General features: G+C 60.8%; 20 protein-coding genes and 1 tRNA gene. 15 read left to right on the top strand and 6 right to left on the bottom strand.

Features of this window, described 5'->3' with window-relative positions:
• Position 1 precedes the first annotated feature (1 nt).
• Entirely contained in the window at positions 2-1,420 is a 1,419-nt protein-coding gene (locus B5477_RS06495; protein WP_079698931.1) for an efflux RND transporter periplasmic adaptor subunit, read from the top strand.
• Positions 1,420-2,286: a hypothetical protein gene (locus B5477_RS06500; protein WP_079698932.1), complete on the top strand. Its 867-nt coding sequence runs from the start codon at positions 1,420-1,422 to the stop codon at positions 2,284-2,286. Before B5477_RS06495 ends, B5477_RS06500 begins: the two co-directional genes overlap by 1 nt.
• 78 nt (positions 2,287-2,364) lie before the next feature.
• Here the strand turns inward: B5477_RS06500 and B5477_RS06505 are convergent, their stop codons facing one another.
• On the bottom strand, positions 2,365-3,516 hold the full coding sequence (locus B5477_RS06505) for a M20 metallopeptidase family protein (protein ID WP_079698933.1): 1,152 nt from the start codon (positions 3,514-3,516) through the stop codon (positions 2,365-2,367).
• Positions 3,517-3,687: 171 nt separating this feature from the next.
• On the opposite strand from B5477_RS06505, the gene B5477_RS06510 reads away from it, so the two are divergent.
• The 6 genes from B5477_RS06510 to B5477_RS06535 all read left to right on the top strand — a co-directional run bounded on the left by B5477_RS06510 (position 3,688) and on the right by B5477_RS06535 (position 8,131).
• Entirely contained in the window at positions 3,688-3,999 is a 312-nt protein-coding gene (locus B5477_RS06510) for a YerC/YecD family TrpR-related protein (RefSeq protein WP_117507793.1), read from the top strand.
• 3 nt (positions 4,000-4,002) lie between these two features.
• Positions 4,003-4,767: a class I SAM-dependent DNA methyltransferase gene (locus B5477_RS06515; protein WP_079698935.1), complete on the top strand. Its 765-nt coding sequence runs from the start codon at positions 4,003-4,005 to the stop codon at positions 4,765-4,767.
• 20 nt (positions 4,768-4,787) lie between these two features.
• Positions 4,788-5,657 carry an Hsp33 family molecular chaperone HslO gene (hslO, locus tag B5477_RS06520; protein WP_079698936.1) on the top strand — a complete coding sequence of 290 codons (870 nt, stop codon included), beginning with the start codon at positions 4,788-4,790 and terminating at the stop codon, positions 5,655-5,657.
• Positions 5,658-5,815: 158 nt separating this feature from the next.
• Positions 5,816-5,891 (top strand) — tRNA-Lys (locus B5477_RS06525).
• Positions 5,892-6,097: 206 nt separating this feature from the next.
• Positions 6,098-6,961, top strand: a complete 864-nt coding sequence (locus tag B5477_RS06530; protein ID WP_143533556.1) for a hypothetical protein — start codon at positions 6,098-6,100, stop codon at positions 6,959-6,961.
• Positions 6,962-7,177: 216 nt separating this feature from the next.
• Positions 7,178-8,131 carry a M14 family metallopeptidase gene (locus B5477_RS06535; protein WP_079698938.1) on the top strand — a complete coding sequence of 318 codons (954 nt, stop codon included), beginning with the start codon at positions 7,178-7,180 and terminating at the stop codon, positions 8,129-8,131.
• Between the two features lie 43 nt (positions 8,132-8,174).
• Here the strand turns inward: B5477_RS06535 and B5477_RS06540 are convergent, their stop codons facing one another.
• Positions 8,175-9,155 carry a class B sortase gene (locus B5477_RS06540; protein ID WP_159448954.1) on the bottom strand — a complete coding sequence of 327 codons (981 nt, stop codon included), beginning with the start codon at positions 9,153-9,155 and terminating at the stop codon, positions 8,175-8,177.
• A 241-nt stretch (positions 9,156-9,396) separates the two neighbouring features.
• On the opposite strand from B5477_RS06540, the gene B5477_RS06545 reads away from it, so the two are divergent.
• Positions 9,397-9,948: an inorganic diphosphatase gene (locus B5477_RS06545; protein ID WP_079698940.1), complete on the top strand. Its 552-nt coding sequence runs from the start codon at positions 9,397-9,399 to the stop codon at positions 9,946-9,948.
• A gap of 40 nt (positions 9,949-9,988) precedes the next feature.
• On the opposite strand, the gene B5477_RS06550 is transcribed toward B5477_RS06545, so the two are convergent.
• Positions 9,989-12,322 (bottom strand): bifunctional diguanylate cyclase/phosphodiesterase, encoded by a 2,334-nt coding sequence (locus tag B5477_RS06550; RefSeq protein ID WP_079698941.1) that lies wholly within the window; start codon positions 12,320-12,322, stop codon positions 9,989-9,991.
• Positions 12,323-12,529: 207 nt separating this feature from the next.
• Here B5477_RS06550 and B5477_RS06555 point away from each other — a divergent pair, with 207 nt between their 5' ends.
• Both B5477_RS06555 and B5477_RS06560 read left to right on the top strand, forming a co-directional pair.
• Positions 12,530-13,252, top strand: coding sequence for a hypothetical protein (locus B5477_RS06555; protein ID WP_143533557.1), 723 nt, complete (start codon positions 12,530-12,532; stop codon positions 13,250-13,252).
• 1 nt (position 13,253) lies between these two features.
• Entirely contained in the window at positions 13,254-13,805 is a 552-nt protein-coding gene (locus B5477_RS06560) for an NUDIX hydrolase (protein WP_079698943.1), read from the top strand.
• A gap of 60 nt (positions 13,806-13,865) precedes the next feature.
• On the opposite strand, the gene B5477_RS06565 is transcribed toward B5477_RS06560, so the two are convergent.
• On the bottom strand, positions 13,866-15,143 hold the full coding sequence (locus tag B5477_RS06565; protein WP_079698944.1) for a hypothetical protein: 1,278 nt from the start codon (positions 15,141-15,143) through the stop codon (positions 13,866-13,868).
• A gap of 433 nt (positions 15,144-15,576) precedes the next feature.
• Between B5477_RS06565 and B5477_RS06570 the strand changes: the two genes are divergently transcribed.
• Genes B5477_RS06570 through B5477_RS06585 form a run of 4 tightly spaced genes read left to right on the top strand, consistent with a single transcriptional unit; the run spans position 15,577 to position 18,210 of the window.
• Complete coding sequence (locus B5477_RS06570; protein ID WP_079698945.1) at positions 15,577-16,434, top strand: putative manganese transporter; 858 nt, start codon at positions 15,577-15,579, stop codon at positions 16,432-16,434.
• Between the two features lie 12 nt (positions 16,435-16,446).
• Complete coding sequence (locus B5477_RS06575) at positions 16,447-16,860, top strand: Fur family transcriptional regulator (protein WP_079698946.1); 414 nt, start codon at positions 16,447-16,449, stop codon at positions 16,858-16,860.
• A 42-nt stretch (positions 16,861-16,902) separates the two neighbouring features.
• Complete coding sequence (locus B5477_RS06580) at positions 16,903-17,436, top strand: MarR family winged helix-turn-helix transcriptional regulator (protein WP_242942141.1); 534 nt, start codon at positions 16,903-16,905, stop codon at positions 17,434-17,436.
• A gap of 6 nt (positions 17,437-17,442) precedes the next feature.
• Positions 17,443-18,210, top strand: a complete 768-nt coding sequence (locus tag B5477_RS06585; RefSeq protein ID WP_079698947.1) for a sulfite exporter TauE/SafE family protein — start codon at positions 17,443-17,445, stop codon at positions 18,208-18,210.
• Here the strand turns inward: B5477_RS06585 and B5477_RS06590 are convergent.
• Complete coding sequence (locus B5477_RS06590) at positions 18,207-19,025, bottom strand: hypothetical protein (RefSeq protein ID WP_079698948.1); 819 nt, start codon at positions 19,023-19,025, stop codon at positions 18,207-18,209. The genes B5477_RS06585 and B5477_RS06590 overlap by 4 nt on opposite strands.
• On the bottom strand, positions 19,022-19,897 hold the full coding sequence (locus tag B5477_RS06595) for a hypothetical protein (RefSeq protein ID WP_079698949.1): 876 nt from the start codon (positions 19,895-19,897) through the stop codon (positions 19,022-19,024). Before B5477_RS06595 ends, B5477_RS06590 begins: the two co-directional genes overlap by 4 nt.
• Positions 19,898-19,986 lie beyond the last annotated feature (89 nt).

Raw genomic sequence — 19,986 nt, forward strand, 5'->3', positions numbered from 1 at the left:
TGTGCGCAGTCCTGTTAAAAACCTGCTCGCGCGCCTCAGCGGCGCCCAGCGCGCTTCGCTGCGGCTGCTCTCGCTCTTTTTCGGCGCAATCCTGCTCTTCACCTTCCTTTCGCGCGCGATCGACTCCTTCAGCGTGCCGCTCATCGAGACGGCAAAGCCAAAGCCCGGCACGCTGCTGCACACCGCCTCGGGCTTCGGCACCGCCGAGAGCGCGCAGCAGATTCCGGTGACTACTCTGCCGGACTGCCTGATCATGGACGTTTTGGTCCGGGAAGGGCAGAGCGTGGAGGAGGGGGACACGCTGCTCGCGCTGGACCTTGAGGATCTGGAGCAGAAGATCGCCCAGGCACAGGATGAAATCAGCCGCGCGGCGCTGATGAGCGAGTACTACGGCAGCCTCGCGGTCGAGGACACGCGCCGCGCCGAGAAGCTGCTGGAGCGCGCCGAGGAGGACTATAAGGCGGATTTGGAGGAGGCCGCGGCCAAGGTCGCGCGCGCTCGGCGGGAGCTCTCCCGCGCGCAGGAGAAACTGGACGACTATAAGGACTGGGCCGAGGACCGTTACGAGGGGGACATCGACTGGAAGGAGAGCACCCTGGGCTTTTCGGACGGGACCTATGACAACCTGCGCGAGGCGGTGCGCCAGCGCCGCCAGGAATACGAGGAGGCGCAGCGCGAAAACGAAAAGGCAGAGCTCCTGGCCAAGCGGGCGCTGGAGGATGCCAGGGAGGTTACGGCGAGCGGGAACCTGAACCAGCAGAAGCTCCAGCAGCTGGAGATAGCGGGGAAAAACCGGGAGCTTGCGCGCCTGCGCGCCCTCTATGAAGCGGGCGGTCAGGTGAAGGCGGGGCAAAGCGGGATTGTCGCCTCACTGAGCGCCGAGGTGGGCGCGCGCACCGGGAATGAAAAGCTGCTGCTGCTCGGAGATACCGCCGCCCCCCTGCGCGCCGGGTTCGTCGTCGGCGAGGAGGAGGCGCGCTTCGTCTCTCCCGGGGACAGCGTCCTGCTGCGCCCCGCATCCAAGCGGGACTGGCAGGAGGGCGGGTCGGTCGAGGGGGTGCGCCCCCTCGCCGGCGAGGACGAAGGGAAGTACCAAGTCGAGGTCTCCCTTCCCCAGGGGAGTGTCTTGCCGGGGCAGAGCGTCGAGATGCAGGTCAGCCACAGCAGCGAGCAGTTCGGCACCACCCTGCCGCAGCGCGCGCTGCGCAGCGATTCATCCGGGGACTATGTACTGATCGCGCGGGAGAAGGGCACCGTGATGGGGACCCAAACATTTGCCGAGCGGGTGAACGTTTCGGTCATCGAGCGGGACGGCGCCACCGCCGCCGTTTCGGGGGGCTTCTCGCCGGAGGATGAGATTATCGTGTCCAGCGCCCGGCCCGTCGCCGAGGGCGACCGGGTGCGCACGGAGGAGCCGTGATGAAGCGATATCTGCCGCTCGCCGCGCTGTTTATCGCCCTGCTGCTGGCGCTGCTCGGCTGGCGGATGACAAGCTCCCTGATCGCACGGGAATACCGCCGCCCCCAGACCGTTTCGCTGCGCTGGAAAACGCAGGCGCTCACCGCCGGCGACTGCCGCCGGCTGGAAGAACCGGCGCAGGATGAGGCGCCGCCGGTTTACGCCGCTTGGGCGGGCGGGGAGCGCCTCCTGGTCGAGCCGCGAAACGGGCGGGAGGAACTGGCGCAGGCGCTGCTGGTGCGCGGGGAAATCTCCCTGCTGCTGCCGCAGGAAACGGTTCTCGGGAACCTGCCCCAGTCCAATCTGGAATGCGCGGTCAGCGAGGACCTATGCTATGAGCTCTTCGGCAGTGCCGACGCCGCCGGACAGGCCCTGCGCATGGAGGGGCGGGACTACACCGTCAGCGGGATGCTGCGGGGCCTGCGCCGTACGGTGGTCTTTTTGCAGCCGCAGCAGGAGGCGTTTTCGGCGCTCGAGCTGGCGGTGCCGCAGGGGAAAAACGCCTACGCCGCGGCAGAGGATTTCCTTTCGCGCTACGCGCTGCCCGAGCCGGATGGAGTGCAAAGCCACGCGGGACACTTCCGGTTGTCGGGGCTCGGGGAATGGATCCCCTCCCGCTGGTCGGACTTTGAGCATTGGAGCACCCTCCTGAGACAGGCGAAGGAGCGCCGCCAAGCACTGGGGGCCCTGCCGCTCTGTGAGCCGGACCGGCTGCGGAAAGAGGCGGTGAATGAAGTGTGGCTGTCCATCGCGGCCTCGTTGGCGATGAGCGCCGCCGCGCTCCTGCTCCTGGTGCGGGAACTGCGAAGGCTGAAGGAGCAAGTATAGAAAAAAGGCAAAGGAGCGGGCGGCAGATGGGATCTGCCGCCCGCTCCTTGAAGTGCTTTTGAAAGTCAGCCTGTTGCCTCAGGCGTTCAGCGCCTCGACGGCCGCCTGGGCGAGGAAGGCGACCCCGGTTTCAAAGGAGGCCTCATCCACCGCGAACTGGTCGCTGTGCGGAGGATACTCCCCGCCGCCGCCGAGCAGGACGAAGGCTGCCTTGACATAGGGGGTGTAGTCCGCGAAGTCCTCGGACACCAGCTGCTTTTCCATCACGAAGACGTCATCCGGCGCGGCGGCCACCTTCTGGGCGGCGCGGCAGGCGATTTCGGCGGCCTCCGGGTTGTTGAGCAGCACCTTGGCGCTGTCGTGGTAGTGGAAGTCGATTTCACAGCGGTAGGCCGCCGCGGTCTGGCGGGCGATCCGCTCAATGGAGTCCCGGATGTGGGCGTGCACTTTGGGATCGAAGCTGCGCATGGTGCCTTCGATCTCGGCATAGCCCGAGACAATGTTCTTGCGGGTGCCCGAGCAGAGCTTGCCCACCGTGACCACTGCGGGGTCGAGCGCCGAGAGCTCCCGGCTGACGATGGTTTGCAGCGCCATCACGATGGCGGCCGCCGCCACGGTGGCGTCCACCCCGGTCTCGGGCAGGGCGCCGTGGCAGGCATCGCCGATCACCTTGATGATGAAGGTCCCGGCCGCGGCGGTGCCCGCCCCCTTGGTCCAGCCGATGGTGCCGGAGCGCTGCTGGGAGTAGATGTGCTGCCCGAAGAGGTAGTCGAGCCCCTCGAGCCCGCCCTGGTCGATCACCTTTTCGGCTCCGCCGCCGCCCTCCTCGGCGGGCTGGAAAATGAAGCGCACGCTGCCGCAAAGCTCGCCGCGCACCCGGCAGAGCACCTTGGCGGCCCCGACCAGCATGGCGGCGTGGGTGTCGTGCCCGCAGGCGTGCATGACGCCCGGCACCTCGGAGGAGAAGGGCAAGCCGGTATTTTCCGTGATTGACAAGGCGTCGATATCGGCGCGCAGCCCGACTGTGCGCCCCGGCTTGCCACCCTGAAGCTCGGCGATCAGCCCGGTGGGCGAGAGCTTGCGGTAGGGGAGCCCCAGCGCCTCGATTTCCTTGATCAGCCGCTCGGTGGTCCAGTGTTCCTCGAGGCTCGGTTCGGGGTGGCGGTGCAGCTCGCGGCGCAGGGCGATGGTTTCTGACTGAATCTCATGTGCGATGGTTTTGATGTCCATTTCGGTCACGCTGCCTTTCTTGAATCTGCTTTGGCTATTATAGCATCTCCCCGCCGAAAAAAACAGTGGGAAATCCCCGCCGCAATCTTTTGGTTTAACGCGGTAATACGGCTTTACTTTTGCGCTCTAAAATGGTAAAATGGCCTTGTAATGAATAGGGAGGTCGATCCTGTGATTGATAAACTGAAGGATAAAAATGTGGACTTTTTGTTCGAGGCGATCCTCAATCTCAAAAACGTCGAGGAGTGCTATAAATTTTTCGACGATCTTTGCACCGTCACCGAGCTGCGGGCGCTCTCGCAGCGCTTGGCGGTGGCCAAGATGCTCAGCGAGCACCGGGTCTACAGCGAGATCGTGGAGACCACCGGCGCTTCCACCGCGACTATCAGCCGGGTCAACCGCTCGCTCAACTACGGGTGCGACGGCTACAACATCGTCTTCGAGCGGATGAAGGAGCCCGGGCGCGGCGGGGAGCTGAAGTAGGGGATGTATACCGCGTTTTCGGCTGTGTATGACCGTCTGACCGCGAATGTGGATTACCGCAGGCGGGCAGACTATTTTTGCAAGGCCATTTCCCGCCATGCCGGATGGGAGCAGGGGGAAAACCGCCTGCTGCTGGACCTCGCCTGCGGGACGGGTACCTTGAGCTATCTTTGGCAGGAGCGGGGATACGACGTGATCGGGGTGGACGGCAGCGAGGGGATGCTCGCCCAGGCGATGGAAAAGGGGTTGGGGCGCGAGCGGCGCCCGCTCTTTTTGTGTCAAAAAATGGAGGAGCTCGATCTTTACGGCACGGTGGACGTCGCCGTCTGCGCGCTGGACAGCCTCAACCACCTGACCTCCAGGGAGGCGCTGCGGGGGGCTTTCTCGCGCCTCGCCCTCTTTTTGGAGACGGATGGGTTCTTCCTCTTCGATGTGAACACCCCCTATAAGCACGAGCGGGTGCTCAGTTCCCAGACCTTCGTATATGACCTGGAGGATGTCTATTGCGTCTGGCAGAACGGGAAATGTGACCGGGGCAGGATCGACATCAGCCTGGACATCTTTGAGCTTGGCCGGGAAGGCTCCTGGGAGCGGTATGAGGAGCATTTTTGCGAGCAGGCCTACACGTATGAGGAGCTGCAAGAGGTTGGGGAAGAGGCAGGGTTCGAGCTGGTTGCGTGCTATCACGAGGACAGCTTCGAGCCGCCGCGCGAGGATTCTCAGCGGCTGGTGTATGTGATGAAAAACCGCACGCTCCATCACACCTAAAAGGAAAGGGTTACGGTTAAATGGGAAAGGTTATCAGAACGATTTCGCAGGATGGGGGCGTAATGTGCTGCGCCGTGGATTCGACCGACGCCGTTGCGCGCGCCGAGCAAATCCATCAGACCTCGGCCACGGTGACGGCCGCGCTCGGGCGGCTTTTGACCGCGGCCTCCATCATGGGGATGCAGCTCAAGGGCGAGGGTGACAGCGTGACGCTGCGCCTGGCCGGGGACGGCCCGGCGGGAACCCTGCTGGCCGTGTCGGACAGCAGCGGCAATGTGAAGGGCTATCCGCAAAACCCGGTGGTGGAGATCCCGCTCAACAGCTATGGCAAGCTGGACGTCGCCGGGGCGGTGGGCAAAAACGGGACCCTCTATGTCATCCGGGACATCGGGCTTCGGGAGCCGTATATCGGACAGACCCCCATCGTTTCGGGGGAGATCGCCGAGGACATCACCCACTATTACGCCGTGAGCGAGCAGATTCCGACCGTCTGCGGGCTGGGCGTGCTGGTGGAGCGGGATCTGAGCGTGCTGGCGGCGGGTGGGTACCTGGTGCAGCTGCTGCCGGGTGCGGACGAGGCGTGCATCGAAAAGCTGGAGGAAAACATCAATCGAATGGCGCCGGTCTCCACCCTGATCCATGAGGGGAAAACGCCCCAGGAGATCGCCTTCATGGCGCTGGACGGCTTCCTGCCGCAGGTGCTCGACGAGGGGAGGATGGAATACCGCTGCGACTGCTCGCGCGAACGGGTGGAACGGGCGCTGATCAGCCTTGGCAGGGATGAGCTGCTGGCGATGGCTGAGGAGCAGCCGCTCACCGAGGTGCGGTGCCACTTCTGCCCGCGGGTGCACCGCTTCAGTCCGGATGAGCTGCGCGGATTGGTAAAGTAGGGGATACCGGGTAAAAAACTGCATACAATATTCCTGCCTGCCGGCGCTTCGAAAAAGAAACCAGGGGATAAAATTGGGAGAATTGGTTGACAAGCTTTTCTTCCCTTGGTATAATAAACAAGTGCCTGGCGGGGCGTTGGTGCCCGGCAGGATGTTACGGTCCATTAGCTCAGGTGGTAGAGCACTTGACTTTTAATCAAGTTGTCCGGAGTTCGAATCTCCGATGGATCACCAGCTTAAAACCCCGTGAAACCGTTTTGTTTAGCGGTTTCACGGGGTTTTTCTTATTGTTTTTGTGAAGGGCGCTTCATGTAGAATTAAAGTGTCACTTAATCTTTGGGTAGAAAAAAATAAGCGTCAGCGGTTATTTTTTGTCTTCTGCCTTCCACTGGTTGGCGGGCAAGTCTTGCCCGTACAACTATATTTTGGAGGAGATTATCTTGTCAAGTACCAATAAAACCGAAATGGGGTTCAATCAGTGGTCTTTGGCTGACAAGCCTACGATGGAGGATTTCAACGCGGACAATGCGTTGACGGAACAGCTGCTGGGGGAGCGATATACCAAAGCTGAAATTGACCAAAAAATCAGAAGGGCCGATGCCGTCCCCACCTCATTAATTTTAAACAATTATCTGTATATTAACCAGCGAGGACAATCCAGTTATACCATTACGTCCGACAAGTGGACTTATTTTGCCGACCGGTGGCGGGCAAAGACAGCGAGCGGCACTGCCACTATCACCAGGAATCCCAAGGGTCGATGGGATATTCCAACCGGTGTCACGGTCCAGCAGGTGGTGGAAACAAATCAATCAAACTATTATAAAAACCGTACCGCTGTGCGCGGTAGCATCATCAATGGGAAGTTCATCATCGAGCCGTTTACGATTACCGGTCCTGTGTTTTACGAGCATACGTTTGATTATGCCGCAGAATTGGCCTATGCGGACGTTATACTTGGGGAAACCATGACACAGGCTCTGCCTATTACAACCTGGAAAGATCAGTTTTGGTGTCAAAGATACTATCATCCTGTATATGCACACATTCCTGGATCCCCTGTCCTTGCCAATCAGACATCCTTTTTCCATGCTACTCCGATCGAAATGAGGGTTACGCCTGTTTTTATCGGGACTACTCAGCTCGTTGATTTAAATTGGACCAAAAAGGTTACCGATTACACATTGAAAATTATAAAAAGTTACAATTATATCCGTTTTGATACAATAAAGAGTGATGGACTTGGTATTACGACAGCCAATTTAATTCCGCAAGGTGCCTTGGATGCGGAAATTTATGACTAGGAAGAGTTTAGCGGGTAAAGAGCGCTGCGAAAGCCTCAATGGCTGCCCAATAAAGTATGAAACGGCACCGTAAATGCGACTGTTTTGCGGCTCTTAGCGTTATCACTACAATTTTTAAGGCGTTTTTGGTCACACCGTCCTCCCAACCCGTGCTATAATGGGTTCGGACCAGCGGTTGCCTATGGCAAACCGCAATTTACTTAGGGAGGGCTTGTTATGCAGCCATTGACGATCGCCTCGATCACCGCGCAGCCGGGGGAGAAAAAACAGCAGATGCTGGATGTGCGGGGTACCGCATTGAGTATGCCGGTTACTCTGATGTGCGGGGCGAAGGAAGGGAAAACGGTGCTCATCAGCGCGGGGGTGCACGGCGCGGAGTACCCGGGGATTCAGGCGGCCATCGAGCTTGCGCAGGAGCTGGACCCGAAGGAGCTTTGCGGAAATATCGTGTGGATCCATCCGATCAATACCCAGGGCTTCAAGGCGCGGGTCTGTTCCATTGTCCCCGAGGATGGAAAGAACCTCAACCGGGTATTCCCAGGTGATGAAAACGGCAGCGCAACCGAGCGGCTCGCCTATATGCTGTGTCAGGAATTTTACAAGAAGGCCGACTTCTATCTCGACCTGCACAGCGGGGACATGCACGAAGAGCTGCACCCCTATGTCTATTTCCCGGGCAAGGCGGAGGAGTCGGTGACCGAGCGCTCTCGCGCGGTGGCGCAGCTTCTGGATATGGATTATATGGTTCGCTCGGGCGGGGTGAGCGAGGCCTACAACGGAGCGGCCGCCCTGGGCTGCCCCAGCCTGTTGATCGAGCGGGGTGGCCGGGGGCTGTGGAGCCGCGACGAGGTGGAGGCCTATAAAAAAGACGTGCGCAATGTTCTGCGCCATCTCGGCGTGCTGCCTAGCGCTCCGGAGCCGATCTCCCGCCATCCGCGGGAAATCGCCAAGGCTTATTATCTCAATGCCGGCGAGGGCGGTTGCTGGTACCCGCAGGTCAAGGCGGGGGAGAAGATCGCCAAGGGCCAGCTGCTTGGCACGGTTAAGGACTATTTCGGTAAAGAGATCGATTCCTTCTACGCCGAGGCGGACGGGGTGGTCCTCTATTTGACCGTTTCGCTCGCGATTAAGGACAAGGGTTCGCTGATTGCTTACGGCGTGCTCGATTAAAAAGAGCCCACAGCTTAGGCTGTGGGCTCTTTTAGCTTTACAATTAGAACTGCGGTTTTTTGAAGTTCACATTCTCGGTCGCGTTGACCGTCAGCTTTTCTCCCTTGCGCACCTTGCGCGCCATCACGACGAACCGCTGATCCGCGCGCTTGCCGTAGGCCCTGGTGCAGGTCGAGAGGGTAAGGATCTTATCGCTGCTCTTGACGTCCACCGAGAAGTTGTGCATGCTGCGGCTCATGGCCTCCTTGGCCAAAGAGACCACGTTGGCGTCGGTCTTGATGTAATCGAAATGCAGGTCGGTGTAGAAGGCCGCGAAGATGGCCCAGTTGGCGTTGCCGTTCTTGTCGGCATACTCGATGACGGGATGTTCCTTCGCGAAATCGAGGTAGTGATAGCTGGTCAGCTGGCCGAACATCACATCGCTGGGATTGCCGATCCGGGGCGTGGCGGAATAGTTGGTCCAGTTGTGCCCATAGAGGATGGTGTTCTTCGAGCTGGCGGTGACGTCCTGGTCCGCCCAGATGACGCCGTTGTAGCTGTACTGCTTGTCGTACCCCTTTTCGAGGTAGTAGTCGTTGGTCGGGCCCTGGACCACGGCGTAGTCGATGTTGGTGCCGGGCACGGTGAGCCAGCCCATCACGTCGCTGTTTTTCTTTTTCCACTCCAGCATGCTGTCATAGCCGCCGCCCGATTTGAGCTTTGTGGGGGCGCTGATCTTGAGCGCCGCCTTGGTGGAACCGGAACCGCTCTTGGCGCCCACCTTGGCCGAGGCGACCTCGCCGCTGTCCTCATCGTCCACGATCCTCACGTTGAGGACGGGCTCCTCGGAGGAGGAGACCTTTTTGCGGGTCTGGCCGGATTCGATCCATTCCTCGCTCTGGGAGGAGTCCTCCTGCGGGGCGGAGCTCTCATCGCCCGCCGCAAAGGCGGGGGAGGCGCTCATGGTAAGCCCCATCAGCACGGCCAAAAAGCCGGACGCGAAGGGGATAAATCTTTTTTCGAGTGCGGGGATCGGGTTTGCCATTCGCATTTTCACACCTTTAAACCAAATTTTTACGCGGGTACGCCCCATTTTGGGCGCAACTGTCACCGCAACCATAAACCTGTTTTCATTATAGCATAAAAAAACCGGTCTTGTCCGCAAAAATACCAGATATTAGAAATAGAAATTTGTACAAATAATTTCCTCTCTCTTGTTAAAAACCACGAAACTATGGTATGATAGAAAAAATCATCCGCAACATCATACGGAGGAGACGATTGACATGTTCAATATATGGCACTCTATCGCAGAAGAGCGGATCAGCCGGGACGACTTTATCGCGGTGATCGAAATATCCAAGGGCAGCAAGAAGAAATACGAGCTGGACAAGGAGACCGGGATGATCATCCTGGACCGGATCCTCTATACCTCCACGCACTACCCGGCCAACTATGGCTTCATCCCCCGCACCTATGGGGATGACCAGGACCCGCTGGACGTGCTGGTGCTCTGCAGCGAGCCGCTCGAGCCGCTGACGCTGGTGCGCTGCTATCCCATCGGGGTGATCTCGATGATCGACAACGGGCGAAATGATGAAAAGATCATCGCCATCCCCTATAGCGACCCGACCTACAACGGCTACACGGGGATCGAGGAGCTGCCGGGGCACATCTTCGACGAGATGTCCCATTTCTTTAAGGTCTACAAGGAGCTGGAGAGCAAGGAGACGGCGGTCAACGAGGTGATGGGCCGGGATGCGGCCCGCAACGTCATCCAGTGGGCGATCAAGAGCTACCGCGAGAATTTTAAGGACGGCGTAAAGATCGGGAAATAACAAAGGGCTGCGAAGAACATGTTCTTCGCAGCCCTTTTCATTACTGGCGGGGAGCGCCGGCCGGGGCCGCGGGGGCTTCCGGTTGGGCGGGGGCACTCAGCTGGGCGATCCACTTGCGGCTGCTCTCGGTATAGGCCGCGCCGGTGCGCACGTCGCGCGAAAGCAGCAGGTGGTAGAATTCCTCGGCGGGCATCGGCCTTGCAAAGACATAGCCCTGCGCCAGGTCGGAGCCGATCCCGCGCAGGAAGTTGGCCTGCTCGAAGCTCTCCACCCCTTCGCTGACCACGGTGAACTGCAGCTCGTGCCCCAAGGCCACCATCATGCGCACGATGCTGCGGGAGCGCTCGTCGGTCTCGATCCCGCTGAGGGCCTCGCGGTCGAGCTTGAGCACATCGACGGGCATCTTCTTGAGCATGTGCAGCGAGGAGTAGCCCACGCCGAAGTCGTCCATCGCCACGGTGAAGCCCAGGGTGCGCAGCTTGTTCATGATTTCGATCAGGTAATCCAGGTTGTCGTAAAAGGCGCTCTCGGTCAGCTCGAACTCGATCATCGAGGGGCTCAGTCCATGCCGCAGCACGGTGGTCTGGATAAAGGGGACCAGATCCTTCTGCCCGAGCAGCACCCGCGAGAGATTGAGGGAGATGCGCGGCACCGTCAGCCCCCGGTCCAGGTGTTCCCTGATCTGGCGGCAGATCTGCTGCAGCATGAAGCGGTCCACCTTGTTGATGAAGCCGTTGCGCTCGAACAGCGGGATAAACTTGCCCGGCGGGATCAGCCCCTTGATGGGGTGGCTCCAGCGGATGAGCGCCTCGGCGCCCACGATCTGGCCGGTGTGAAAATCAATCAGCGGCTGGTAGAAGGGCACGAACTGCCCGGTGCGCAGGGCGGCCTCCATCTCGCTCTCCAGGCTGGCCTCCTCGAGCAGGGTGCTGCGCGCCTGGTCCGAGAAGAAGGCAAACCGGCTCTCGTGCGAGCCCTTGGCGTTGGTACGCGCCATGCTGGCGCGGTTGATCATGTTGTTGATGTCGGTCTCGTTCTCCTGCACGCAGTAAATCCCCACCGCCAGGGTCAGGTTGAAGGCGGAGAAGTTGTTGATCGAAATGCGCCGCACATGGGAAAAGAGCCGCTCGACGAGCCCGACGATGTCCGCTTGCAGGTTGCTGTAGGAGGTCAGGATGACGAAGTGGTCCCCTGAAATATGCCCGAAGGGCTGGTCGGGGCGCAGGATTTCCCGCAAAATCCCGGCGATCTCGCAGAGCATCCGGTCGCCGATCTGGTGCCCGAAGGAGTCGTTGATCAGGCGGAACTTGTTGATGTCGAAATAGATCAGCGCATAGTGGCGCTTGCCCCGGCGCTCGAGCAACGGCTCGGCATCCATGATGAACTTGTTGGAGTTGGGGCACTTGGTGACCGGGTCCTCGAGCGCCGCTTTGAGCATCAGCTTGCGGGTGCGGCTCTTCTGGGCCACCACCGAGATGACCAGCAGCAGGCAAGCCACCAGGATGAACAGGCAGGCGTAGAACGAGATGGTGATGATGTCGGTCGCCTGGCTGGCCACCGCTTCGCGGGAGACGGCCGAGATGATATACCAGCCGTTCACGTCCTTGATCGGCACATAGCCGAGATAGACGTCCTCCCCGTTGAGGCGGAAGGCGGCGATGCTCGACTTGCCGTTGAGGATGTCGATCGAGAAGCGGCGCACCTGCTCGGGGCTGGCGCTCTCGTCGATGAGCTGTAAAATATTTTTTGAGACCATCTGCGGGTCGGAGTGGAAGATAATCTCCCCGTTCTGGCTGACGACGTAATAGGAGCCCATCCCGTTTAAAAAGCTGCCGGAATACCGTGTGGAGACGACGCTGATGTCCTGGGTGCACATCAGCACCCCCTTGATGGCGCCGCCCTCTTTCATCGGCACGCTGTAGGTGACCGCCGCGTTGCCGGCGGTGTCCTCCACCTGGGGCTTGGACATGTTGGGCGTCCCCTGCAGGGCCTTGAGATAGTTGCGGCTCTGCGACAGGTCGACCGTCTGCCCGTCGCTGGTGTAGCCGCGGCCCGCGGTGTCGGTGATGGTAATGCGCGAATAGCCGTCGCTCGCGGCCTGCTTGCGCAGGAAGCCGGTCAGCTCCTCGTTGGGGGATTGCAGGTCGGCCGCGCCCAGGATCGAGCTGGCCAGCGACCCCACCCGGCGCAGGTCGGCCTGCACGCTCTGGGTGACCGCATCGGCGTTCTGCTCGGCGACCTCCAGAATGTGGGACTTGGTCTGCTCGGTGACCAGGGTATTGATTTGCGATACGTATGCATAGCTGAGGAAAACGATGATCCCCAACAGCAGGAGCATGGCAAAAAAATGGAATACCCGTTTAACCGCCTTCAAATACCCACACCCCCCAAGACGTTCGAATGCCGTGATTAAGCAGGTTCCTCACAAAAACCATCATACACGAATCCACGAGATATTGCAATTCCCTGCGGCAACTCTGTCGAAAAAAGATATTCGGCGCGGTGCGGCTTCGGTTTACAAAACGGGCCAAAAAAGGTATAATTATTACATCAAATGAAAAACAGGATGGGGGCGGACCGCATGGCGGCAAAGAAAAAACGGAAATACCATCTCAAGCCCGAGGCCAAGCGCCGTTATCTGCGGCTGCTCTGGTGCCTTGGCGGGGTGCTCGTACTCTGCCTGCTGCTGCGTCTGACCGTATTCCGTTCGACCTATACCCTGGGGGACTTCGACCCGAAGCAGCCCTTCAATGTCGCCAGCCAGGTGATGGAGGTCATCGACCCGAAGAAGGACGAGGACCTGGTGATTGTGGACGTTTTTATCAATACCGACAATAAATCGACCCTCACCTCGGTCCAGGTCCAGCTTACCGAGCTGATCTCGCAGAAGAAGTGCCGCGAATGGACGCTGGACATCGGCAAAAGCAAGGCGCGCCTCACAAAGGGGGAGACGCTCAAGGCGAACCTCTCCTCCCAGCGCGGGCGCTTCCCGCCGCTGGAGGAGAGCCTTAGCACCCTTTCGCGCATCCCGTTTCTGACCATCGCCACCTCGACCGACGCCAGCTCCAAGGAACACTATGAATACAACACCAAGAGCTACCGGCCCAACGTCAATCCCTCCTTCAGCGACCATGCGCAGGAGAGCGGCGCGTCGGTGATCTGGGTTTCCCGCACCGGGGCGGTCTCCAACTCCGACCCGACCTACATCCCCATTTCGGACTACATGGCCATCGACTGCTATTCGGCGATGAACGACGGCTCGGGTGAGCCGCGCCACCGGTTCGTCATCCTGCTGGAGCGCTAGGATGGACTACCGGGAAGCGATCATGGCCTTCGTCCCCGGCTGCGAGCAGGAGGCGGCGGACAAGCGGGTCATATGCGAGGCGGCCGGCCGCTGCGGGCGCACGATTCTCAGCAGGGAGTGCGAGGCTATGCACCTGACCGCCTCGGGTCTGGTGCTCGACGAATCCCATACGCAGGCGCTGATGGTTTGGCACAATCTCTTTAGCGCCTGGAGCTTCCCTGGCGGCCACGCCGATGGGGAAGGGGACCTTCTGGGCGTGGCGCTGCGCGAGGCGGTGGAGGAGACCGGGATCACGCGGGTGCTCCCCCTTCGGGAGGGGATCGCCTCGCTGGACATCCTGCCGGTTTTCGGGCATGTGCGGCGGGGGCGGTATGTGCCCGCCCACCTCCACCTGTCGGCGAGCTACCTGCTCGTCGCGCCGAAGGGCCAGCCGCTGCGGTATAAGGAGGACGAAAACAGCGCGGTGCGCTGGTTCCCGCTCGGGGAGCTTGCCGCGGCCAGCGGCGAGCCGCACATGGCGGCGGTCTATGAAAAGCTGATCGGACGTATATAAGAGTACAAGCAGGCCGCGCAATTAAAAATTGCGCGGCCTGCTTTTGCAGCCGGACGGGGACTAGCCGAGCTCCTCGGGCCGGTAGAAGATGTGCAGCAGGGGATGGCTTTGGTTGGGCTCCCACACCCAGGGTTTGGCGGGGTTATAGGGGTCGGTGACATTGGCGAAGGCAAAGCCCTGGTAGGTGGATTGCACCGTCATTTCGGCCGCCGGCTTGGCAAAAGTGCCGGGCGGGTTGTAGTTCCAGATGACCGAGGAGGGGCTATCGCCGCTCCACCACTCCTGGACCGCGCTGCCGGCTCCGCGTCCGGTCTCCCAGTAGACGTTTTGGAAGGCGGAAGCATAGGTCCCGTGCCCCGAGATCCCGCCCAGGGAATCCTCGCCGGCGACCGTGTTGATCGCGTAGCAGCGGGCGAGGCTGCCGGTAAAGTTCCCGCTGAGCCCGCCGGCATTGGCGGTTTTGGCATAGATGTTGCAGCTCGAGGAGAAGGAGTCGCGCACCGTGACGCCCACGGCCGTCGCGAAGAGCCCGCCCGAGCAGACATTGGCCCTCGTGGTGCCGTTGGCCGCCAGACACTGGTCGAGGGTGACGTTGCTTGCCGCACGGATCAGGCCGGCATCGTACTCCCCACCGGTACAGGTGAAGGTGTTGACGCCGAACCGCCGGAGGGTGGAGTTGGTCAGGTTCCCGAAGAGGGCGTTGCCGCTGCTGTGCCCGGTGCTGGTCAGGTTCCAGACATAGTGCCCGCAGCCGTCGTAGTTTATGCCGTCCACGTCGATGGGGGTCCAGTTCCCCCAGGAGGAAAGGTCGATGTCCACGTTCTGGCGGAAATAACTCCCGGGGTGCTCCCGCACATGGGAGAGCTGTTTTGCGTTCTGGATGACGTAGGGGTTCCCCGCGCTGCCGTCGCCCAGGAGGTAGCCGCCCTGCGCCTCGGTGTGCCGCCCGCCGCAATATTGGGTGGTATAGGGGAAGGTGCGGCTGCCCTCGGTGTCCAGCCCGGCGCGCCGCGCGTCGGGCTGCGCCGTCACCCGGATGGTGTAGCGCTCGGCATGCTCGAGGTCGAAGGCGAGCGGGAGATAGAGCGTCCGCGTCCCGCCGCCGGACAGGGAAGCCTGCGCGCGCACCAGGGGCGGCTGTGAGGTGTTTTCCCCCCGGAACACCTCGAAGGTATAGTCCGCCGTTCTCGGCGAAGGCGTGAAGGGCAGCTCGATCCCATAATCGGCGGTGTAGCCGTTATCAGGTGTTAAGTTCACCCGCCCGGCGGCGTCCGCCGGGAGTATGAGAGCAGCCAGCAGCACCCCCAGTGCGAGCGCGCAGCGTAGATGGTATTTCATCACGATATTCCCTCCGTGTCATAATCAAATAAAAATGACCAGCAGATAAGGCAGCTAACGGTCATCGGCCGGGGAGGCGGAAGAAGAAAATACCGGTTTTTCCTTGCAAAGGGCGGAAAAAAAGGATATAATTAGGACAAGATTGGAAGAAATGGGGGATTTTGCCCTGCGTTCTTCCCGAAAAGAGCGAAAAAGTGACCGTTAGCTGCCTTAGCTAACGGTCATTTTCATTCGCACTTGCCAGCCGCAAAGGCCTTCCTCTTCCGTGAAATGGAAGGGAAAAACCCGGGAGGGCATGCCTTCTTTTGCCGCCTCGGGGTATGAGCAGGGCGCGGCTTGTCCAAACTGCCAGTAAAGGCAATTCTTGACAAAAAGTAAAAAACGTTTATAATTAGTAAATGCAAATAATTCGCATTTAGGAGGACCCCGAAATTTGGAAACCCTGTTTGAAATCATCCAGGACGCCCTGATCGATTCGCTGAAGATGCTGCCCTTCCTCTTCGGGGCCTACCTGCTCATCGAGTACCTCGAGCACCACTCCTCCGAGCGCATGGAGCGGCTGCTCGCCGGTTCGAGCCGCTTCGGCCCGGTGAGCGGCGCGCTGCTCGGCTGCGTGCCGCAGTGCGGTTTTTCGGTGGCGGCGGCCAACCTCTACAGCGGGCGGATCATCACCCCCGGCACCCTGGTGGCGGTCTTTCTGTCCACCTCGGACGAGGCGCTGCCCATCCTGCTGGCGAACCCCGGAAACCTGGGCGTGATCGGCAAGCTGATCGCGATCAAGGTGGTGCTGGCCATTGCAGTCGGGATGGGGTTGGACCTGCTGCTGCGCGCCCGCCGCGGGAGCGGCGCCGGCGAACGCCGGGCGCATATGGAGCGCCTCTGCGAGCACTGTCACTGCGAGGAGCACGGGATTTTGCGCTCGGCGCTGCGCCATACGGTGGAAATCTTCGTTTTCGTGCTGATCGTTTCGATCGTCCTCGGCGGGGTGGTCGAGTGGCTCGGCCCCGAGCGGCTCTCGGCGCTGCTGCTGGGCGGCAGCCTGCTGCAGCCCGCCGTCTCGGCGCTGCTCGGCTTTATCCCCAACTGCGCGGCCTCGGTGCTGTTGACCAGCCTGTACCTCGAGGGGACCATCAGCTTCGGGGCGGTGGTCGCCGGGCTGTCCACCAGCGCGGGGGTGGGCTTCCTGGTGCTTTTTCGGGTCAACCGGGATCTTAAGGAAAATCTCAGGCTTTGCGGGGTCGTCTATCTCGCCGGGTTTGCGGCGGGGACCCTGATCCAGCTGCTGGCTTAGGAGGGGAGCGGGATGTCCGACAATCTGCTGCTGCGTGCCCATCTCAAGGAGACGCCCGGCCGCCGTGCGATCCTGCGGGTGCTGCGCGCGGCTGACGGCCCGCAAAGCGCCCAGGAAATCTGGGAGCGCTGTGGGGACAGCCGGGTCAATCTTTCGACCGTCTACCGCTTTCTGGGACTGTTGTGCAAAAGCGGTTTGCTGGTGCGTACCGCCCGGCAGGACGGTGCGGTGGACTATCAGCTTACCGGCGGCAGGCACCACCATCAACTGGTTTGCGCCCTGTGCGGCGAGGAGGTGCCGCTCGAGGGCTGTCCGCTGGGGGAGATGGCAAAGGAACTCGAGGCGCGCACCGGGTTCGCGGTGACCGGCCACAGCCTCCAGTTTACCGGGATCTGCCCGCGCTGCCAGAAAAAAAGAAGCGACTGAAGAAAAAACCCCCGGCTTTGATAAGCCGGGGGTTTCTTGACAATGGCAATCATAATAGTTATAATTATAACCGTTCTGTTTATAACAAAGGGGGCGGCCGTTCTGCAATCCCACATCCTTGACTATGCCAACCATTTCAAGCGCTTCTATTCCCGGATGTTTCAGCCGCTGGCGCAGCGCTACGCGCTCACCCAGCTGGAGATCGACGTGCTGCTCTTTTTGCACAACAATCCGCAATACAACACGGCGCGGGACATTGTGGAAAAGCGAGGGGTGGCCAAGTCCAACGTCTCCGCCGCCGTCGAGGCGCTGCGGGAAAAGGGGTACCTCACCTCGGGCCCGGACCCGCAAAGCCGCAAGGTACAGCGCCTGAGCCTGGCGCCGGAATCGCGCGTGGCGCTCTCTGAGCTCGCCGCGCGGCAGGAGCGCTGCTTTGTCGTCCTGTTCGCGGGCTTTGGCGATAATGAGCTCAAGGAGCTGCGGCAGCTTTTGCAGCGGCTTGATCAAAACGTGCAGGCGGCGCTGCGGGGGATGGACGCGCTGCGGGCGGATTTCCAGACGGATCAAAAGGAGTAGAAAGATATGCTTTATGCAGTAGCCATCTGTTTTCTGGCGGGCCTCGGCGCGGGGCTGGGCACCGGATTTGCCGGGATGAGCGCGGCGGCGGTAATCAGCCCCATGCTGATCACCTTTCTGGGAGTGGAGCCCTATATGGCCGTCGGGATCGCCTTGGCGAGCGACGTGCTGGCCAGCGCCGTCTCGGCCTATACCTATGGGAAGAACAAAAACCTGGATATCAAAAACGGACTGGTGATGATGATCGCCGTGCTCTGCTTCACCCTGGTGGGCAGCTTTGTTTCCAGCCTGGTGCCCAGCACCGCCATGGGCGGGTTCTCCACCTTCATGACCCTGCTGCTGGGCATTAAATTTATTCTGCGCCCGGTGATGACCACCAAGAGCACCATGCAATCGGTCAGCGTGCGCAAGCGCTTCTGGCAGTCGGTGGTCTGCGGGTCGGCGGTGGGCTTCATCTGCGGCTTCGTGGGAGCCGGCGGCGGGATGATGATGCTCCTGCTGCTCACCAGCGTGCTGGGGTATGAGCTGAAAACCGCGGTGGGCACCAGCGTCTTCATCATGGCCTTCACCGCCTTCACCGGCTCGGTGAGCCACTTCGCCATCGGCGGGGCGCCAAATATGTGGTACCTGCTGCTCTGCGTGCTGAGCACCCTGCTCTGGGCGCGGATCGCCGCCAAGTTTGCCAACAAGGCATCTCCCGTCACGTTGAACCGGGCCACCGGTGTGGTGCTCACCGTGCTGGGGCTGGCGATTTTGGCGGTCAATTACCTCTAGAGGCCGCCAAAAAACCACAGCAGAAACGCCCCGGCGGGCAGTGCAAAGACCGCCCCGATCAGGGAGAGGCAGGCGCACATCCCCTTGAGCCCCTGGGACACTCGAATATAAGCCCTTTTGCGCGCGGGATGGTAGAGCAGCTCCAGCGTGTCGCCGGGGTGCAGGTCCATCCGGCCGAGGATCTGCACCGGCACGATGGCCTGTTCCTGCCCGGTCAGCTGCGCCTCATAGCGGGTTTTGGGCCGGATGACCGCAGTGATCCGGCCAATTTCGCGGTGCGCACCCAGCCGGGGAAGATAATGAAGCAGGAAATAATAAGAGAAGGCCAGGAGGCAATAGGCACCGAAAAACAGGCACCAGTAGGCCACCTGCCGCGGCTGCGCCGAAAAGTACCCCATCAGGGAGGGGTAGCCCGACAGCCTGCCCCAGAGCGCACAGGAAAGGATGAGCAGGTCGGCCGCCAGCAGGAGGACCAGGGACGCGACGCTCTTGCCCTCCTTGAGCATGATCCTTTCGCTGCCCGGCTCCCAAAAGATGGTCTTTTCTTCCCCGACGGTCAGCCCGTCCCACTCGGTGCCCTTGACCTGGCAGCGCTTTCCTGCATGGGTGAAGGCGAAGATCGGGGTGGATTCGGTCCAGGATATTGGCGGGTGGTAGGTCCCGTCCGGGTCGTAATAATCCTTTTCCTTGTGTGTGGTACGGATTACCTTGACGATGGTGGCCTGCACCTCTATGCGCCCTTTGTGCAAGCGCGCGCGGTGCAGAAGAAAGATAATGAGGCAAAGCGCGGCGGCGATCAGGATGGAGAGCGTCATGCGGCCACCTCCTCATCCTTCGGGGCGCGCACCAGAACGTAGGTCCCGATAAACAGGAGCATGACGCCGATCACGCCGGTGACGAACAGCAGGACGCAGGACGAATCAGCGTCGAGCATGACGGCCGCCCTGCCCGCCGCGGGACTGTAGTAAAAGTTGTCCCGCAACCCCGGCAGATAATCCTCGGTGAAGATACCGCCAAGGTCGGTGACCTGGATAGGTTCCCCACCTTCGCCGGCGTCGAGCGGTAAAACGAGATACTCCCGGCCCGGCCGCACGACTTCGGTGACCTCGGCAGAGATTTCCCGGGCACCGAGCCGGGGCAGCAGCTGGGTACAAAGTGTGAAGGAGCATATTCCCAGTAGAAGAAGCCCAACCAGGCAGACGATGGTTCCATTCGGAGTGCCCTTCATGTCTATGCTGGCACTGGCGCTGTAGGACCGGAGCCCCCTTGGCGGCCGGTGGACGGATACCTTCACCTTGGTACCCCTGAGCAGGAAGAAGAGCCCCCATCCGCCGAGCACGAGCGTAAAGGGGAGTAGAAAGAAGATCAGCCCCCAGAAAGGTGGGTTGCTGCGCGGCCAGAGGGAACCGGTGCGCGGCAGGTAGTAGCCGAGCGCGGTCATCCCGGGGTAGTCGCCGTCCCGCTGCCCGGCGGCCTCCCGGCGCAGAGTACCGTCGTAGGTATACGCCCAGACGAGGGAACCAGTATCCTCATCCTGCACGGCGGTGATTGTCACCGGCTCGCCGGCGAGCTGCGGATAGAGCAGCTCCCGCCCCATGAAGAAGATGGCGATCCCAAAGGCGACGGCACACAGCAGCGGGAAAATCCCGAAGCCGAAGGTGTTTAGAAACCGATGCAGCCGCGTCATCCCAGATTCCCCCTGAATAAACAATTTTTCCCATTATATCACAAAAGAGAAAAACTTTCTAACAAGAAACATGCCTGGGGCGGAAGTGC

The organism is Provencibacterium massiliense (assembly GCF_900169495.1).
Taxonomy (GTDB): Bacteria; Bacillota; Clostridia; order Oscillospirales; family Ruminococcaceae; genus Harryflintia; species Harryflintia acetispora.

Excerpts from the sequence above, each read along its gene's own strand:
- B5477_RS06500 (WP_079698932.1), top strand. The coding sequence starts at position 1,420 with ATGAAGCGATATCTGCCGCTCGCCGCGCTGTTTATCGCCCTGCTGCTG.
- B5477_RS06505 (WP_079698933.1), bottom strand. The coding sequence starts at position 3,516 with ATGGACATCAAAACCATCGCACATGAGATTCAGTCAGAAACCATCGCC.
- B5477_RS06515 (WP_079698935.1), top strand. The coding sequence starts at position 4,003 with ATGTATACCGCGTTTTCGGCTGTGTATGACCGTCTGACCGCGAATGTG.
- hslO (WP_079698936.1), top strand. The coding sequence starts at position 4,788 with ATGGGAAAGGTTATCAGAACGATTTCGCAGGATGGGGGCGTAATGTGC.
- B5477_RS06535 (WP_079698938.1), top strand. The coding sequence starts at position 7,178 with ATGCAGCCATTGACGATCGCCTCGATCACCGCGCAGCCGGGGGAGAAA.
- B5477_RS06540 (WP_159448954.1), bottom strand. The coding sequence starts at position 9,155 with ATGGCAAACCCGATCCCCGCACTCGAAAAAAGATTTATCCCCTTCGCG.
- B5477_RS06545 (WP_079698940.1), top strand. The coding sequence starts at position 9,397 with ATGTTCAATATATGGCACTCTATCGCAGAAGAGCGGATCAGCCGGGAC.
- B5477_RS06555 (WP_143533557.1), top strand. The coding sequence starts at position 12,530 with ATGGCGGCAAAGAAAAAACGGAAATACCATCTCAAGCCCGAGGCCAAG.
- B5477_RS06560 (WP_079698943.1), top strand. The coding sequence starts at position 13,254 with ATGGACTACCGGGAAGCGATCATGGCCTTCGTCCCCGGCTGCGAGCAG.
- B5477_RS06565 (WP_079698944.1), bottom strand. The coding sequence starts at position 15,143 with ATGAAATACCATCTACGCTGCGCGCTCGCACTGGGGGTGCTGCTGGCT.
- B5477_RS06575 (WP_079698946.1), top strand. The coding sequence starts at position 16,447 with ATGTCCGACAATCTGCTGCTGCGTGCCCATCTCAAGGAGACGCCCGGC.
- B5477_RS06580 (WP_242942141.1), top strand. The coding sequence starts at position 16,903 with ATGGCAATCATAATAGTTATAATTATAACCGTTCTGTTTATAACAAAG.
- B5477_RS06585 (WP_079698947.1), top strand. The coding sequence starts at position 17,443 with ATGCTTTATGCAGTAGCCATCTGTTTTCTGGCGGGCCTCGGCGCGGGG.
- B5477_RS06590 (WP_079698948.1), bottom strand. The coding sequence starts at position 19,025 with ATGACGCTCTCCATCCTGATCGCCGCCGCGCTTTGCCTCATTATCTTT.
- B5477_RS06595 (WP_079698949.1), bottom strand. The coding sequence starts at position 19,897 with ATGACGCGGCTGCATCGGTTTCTAAACACCTTCGGCTTCGGGATTTTC.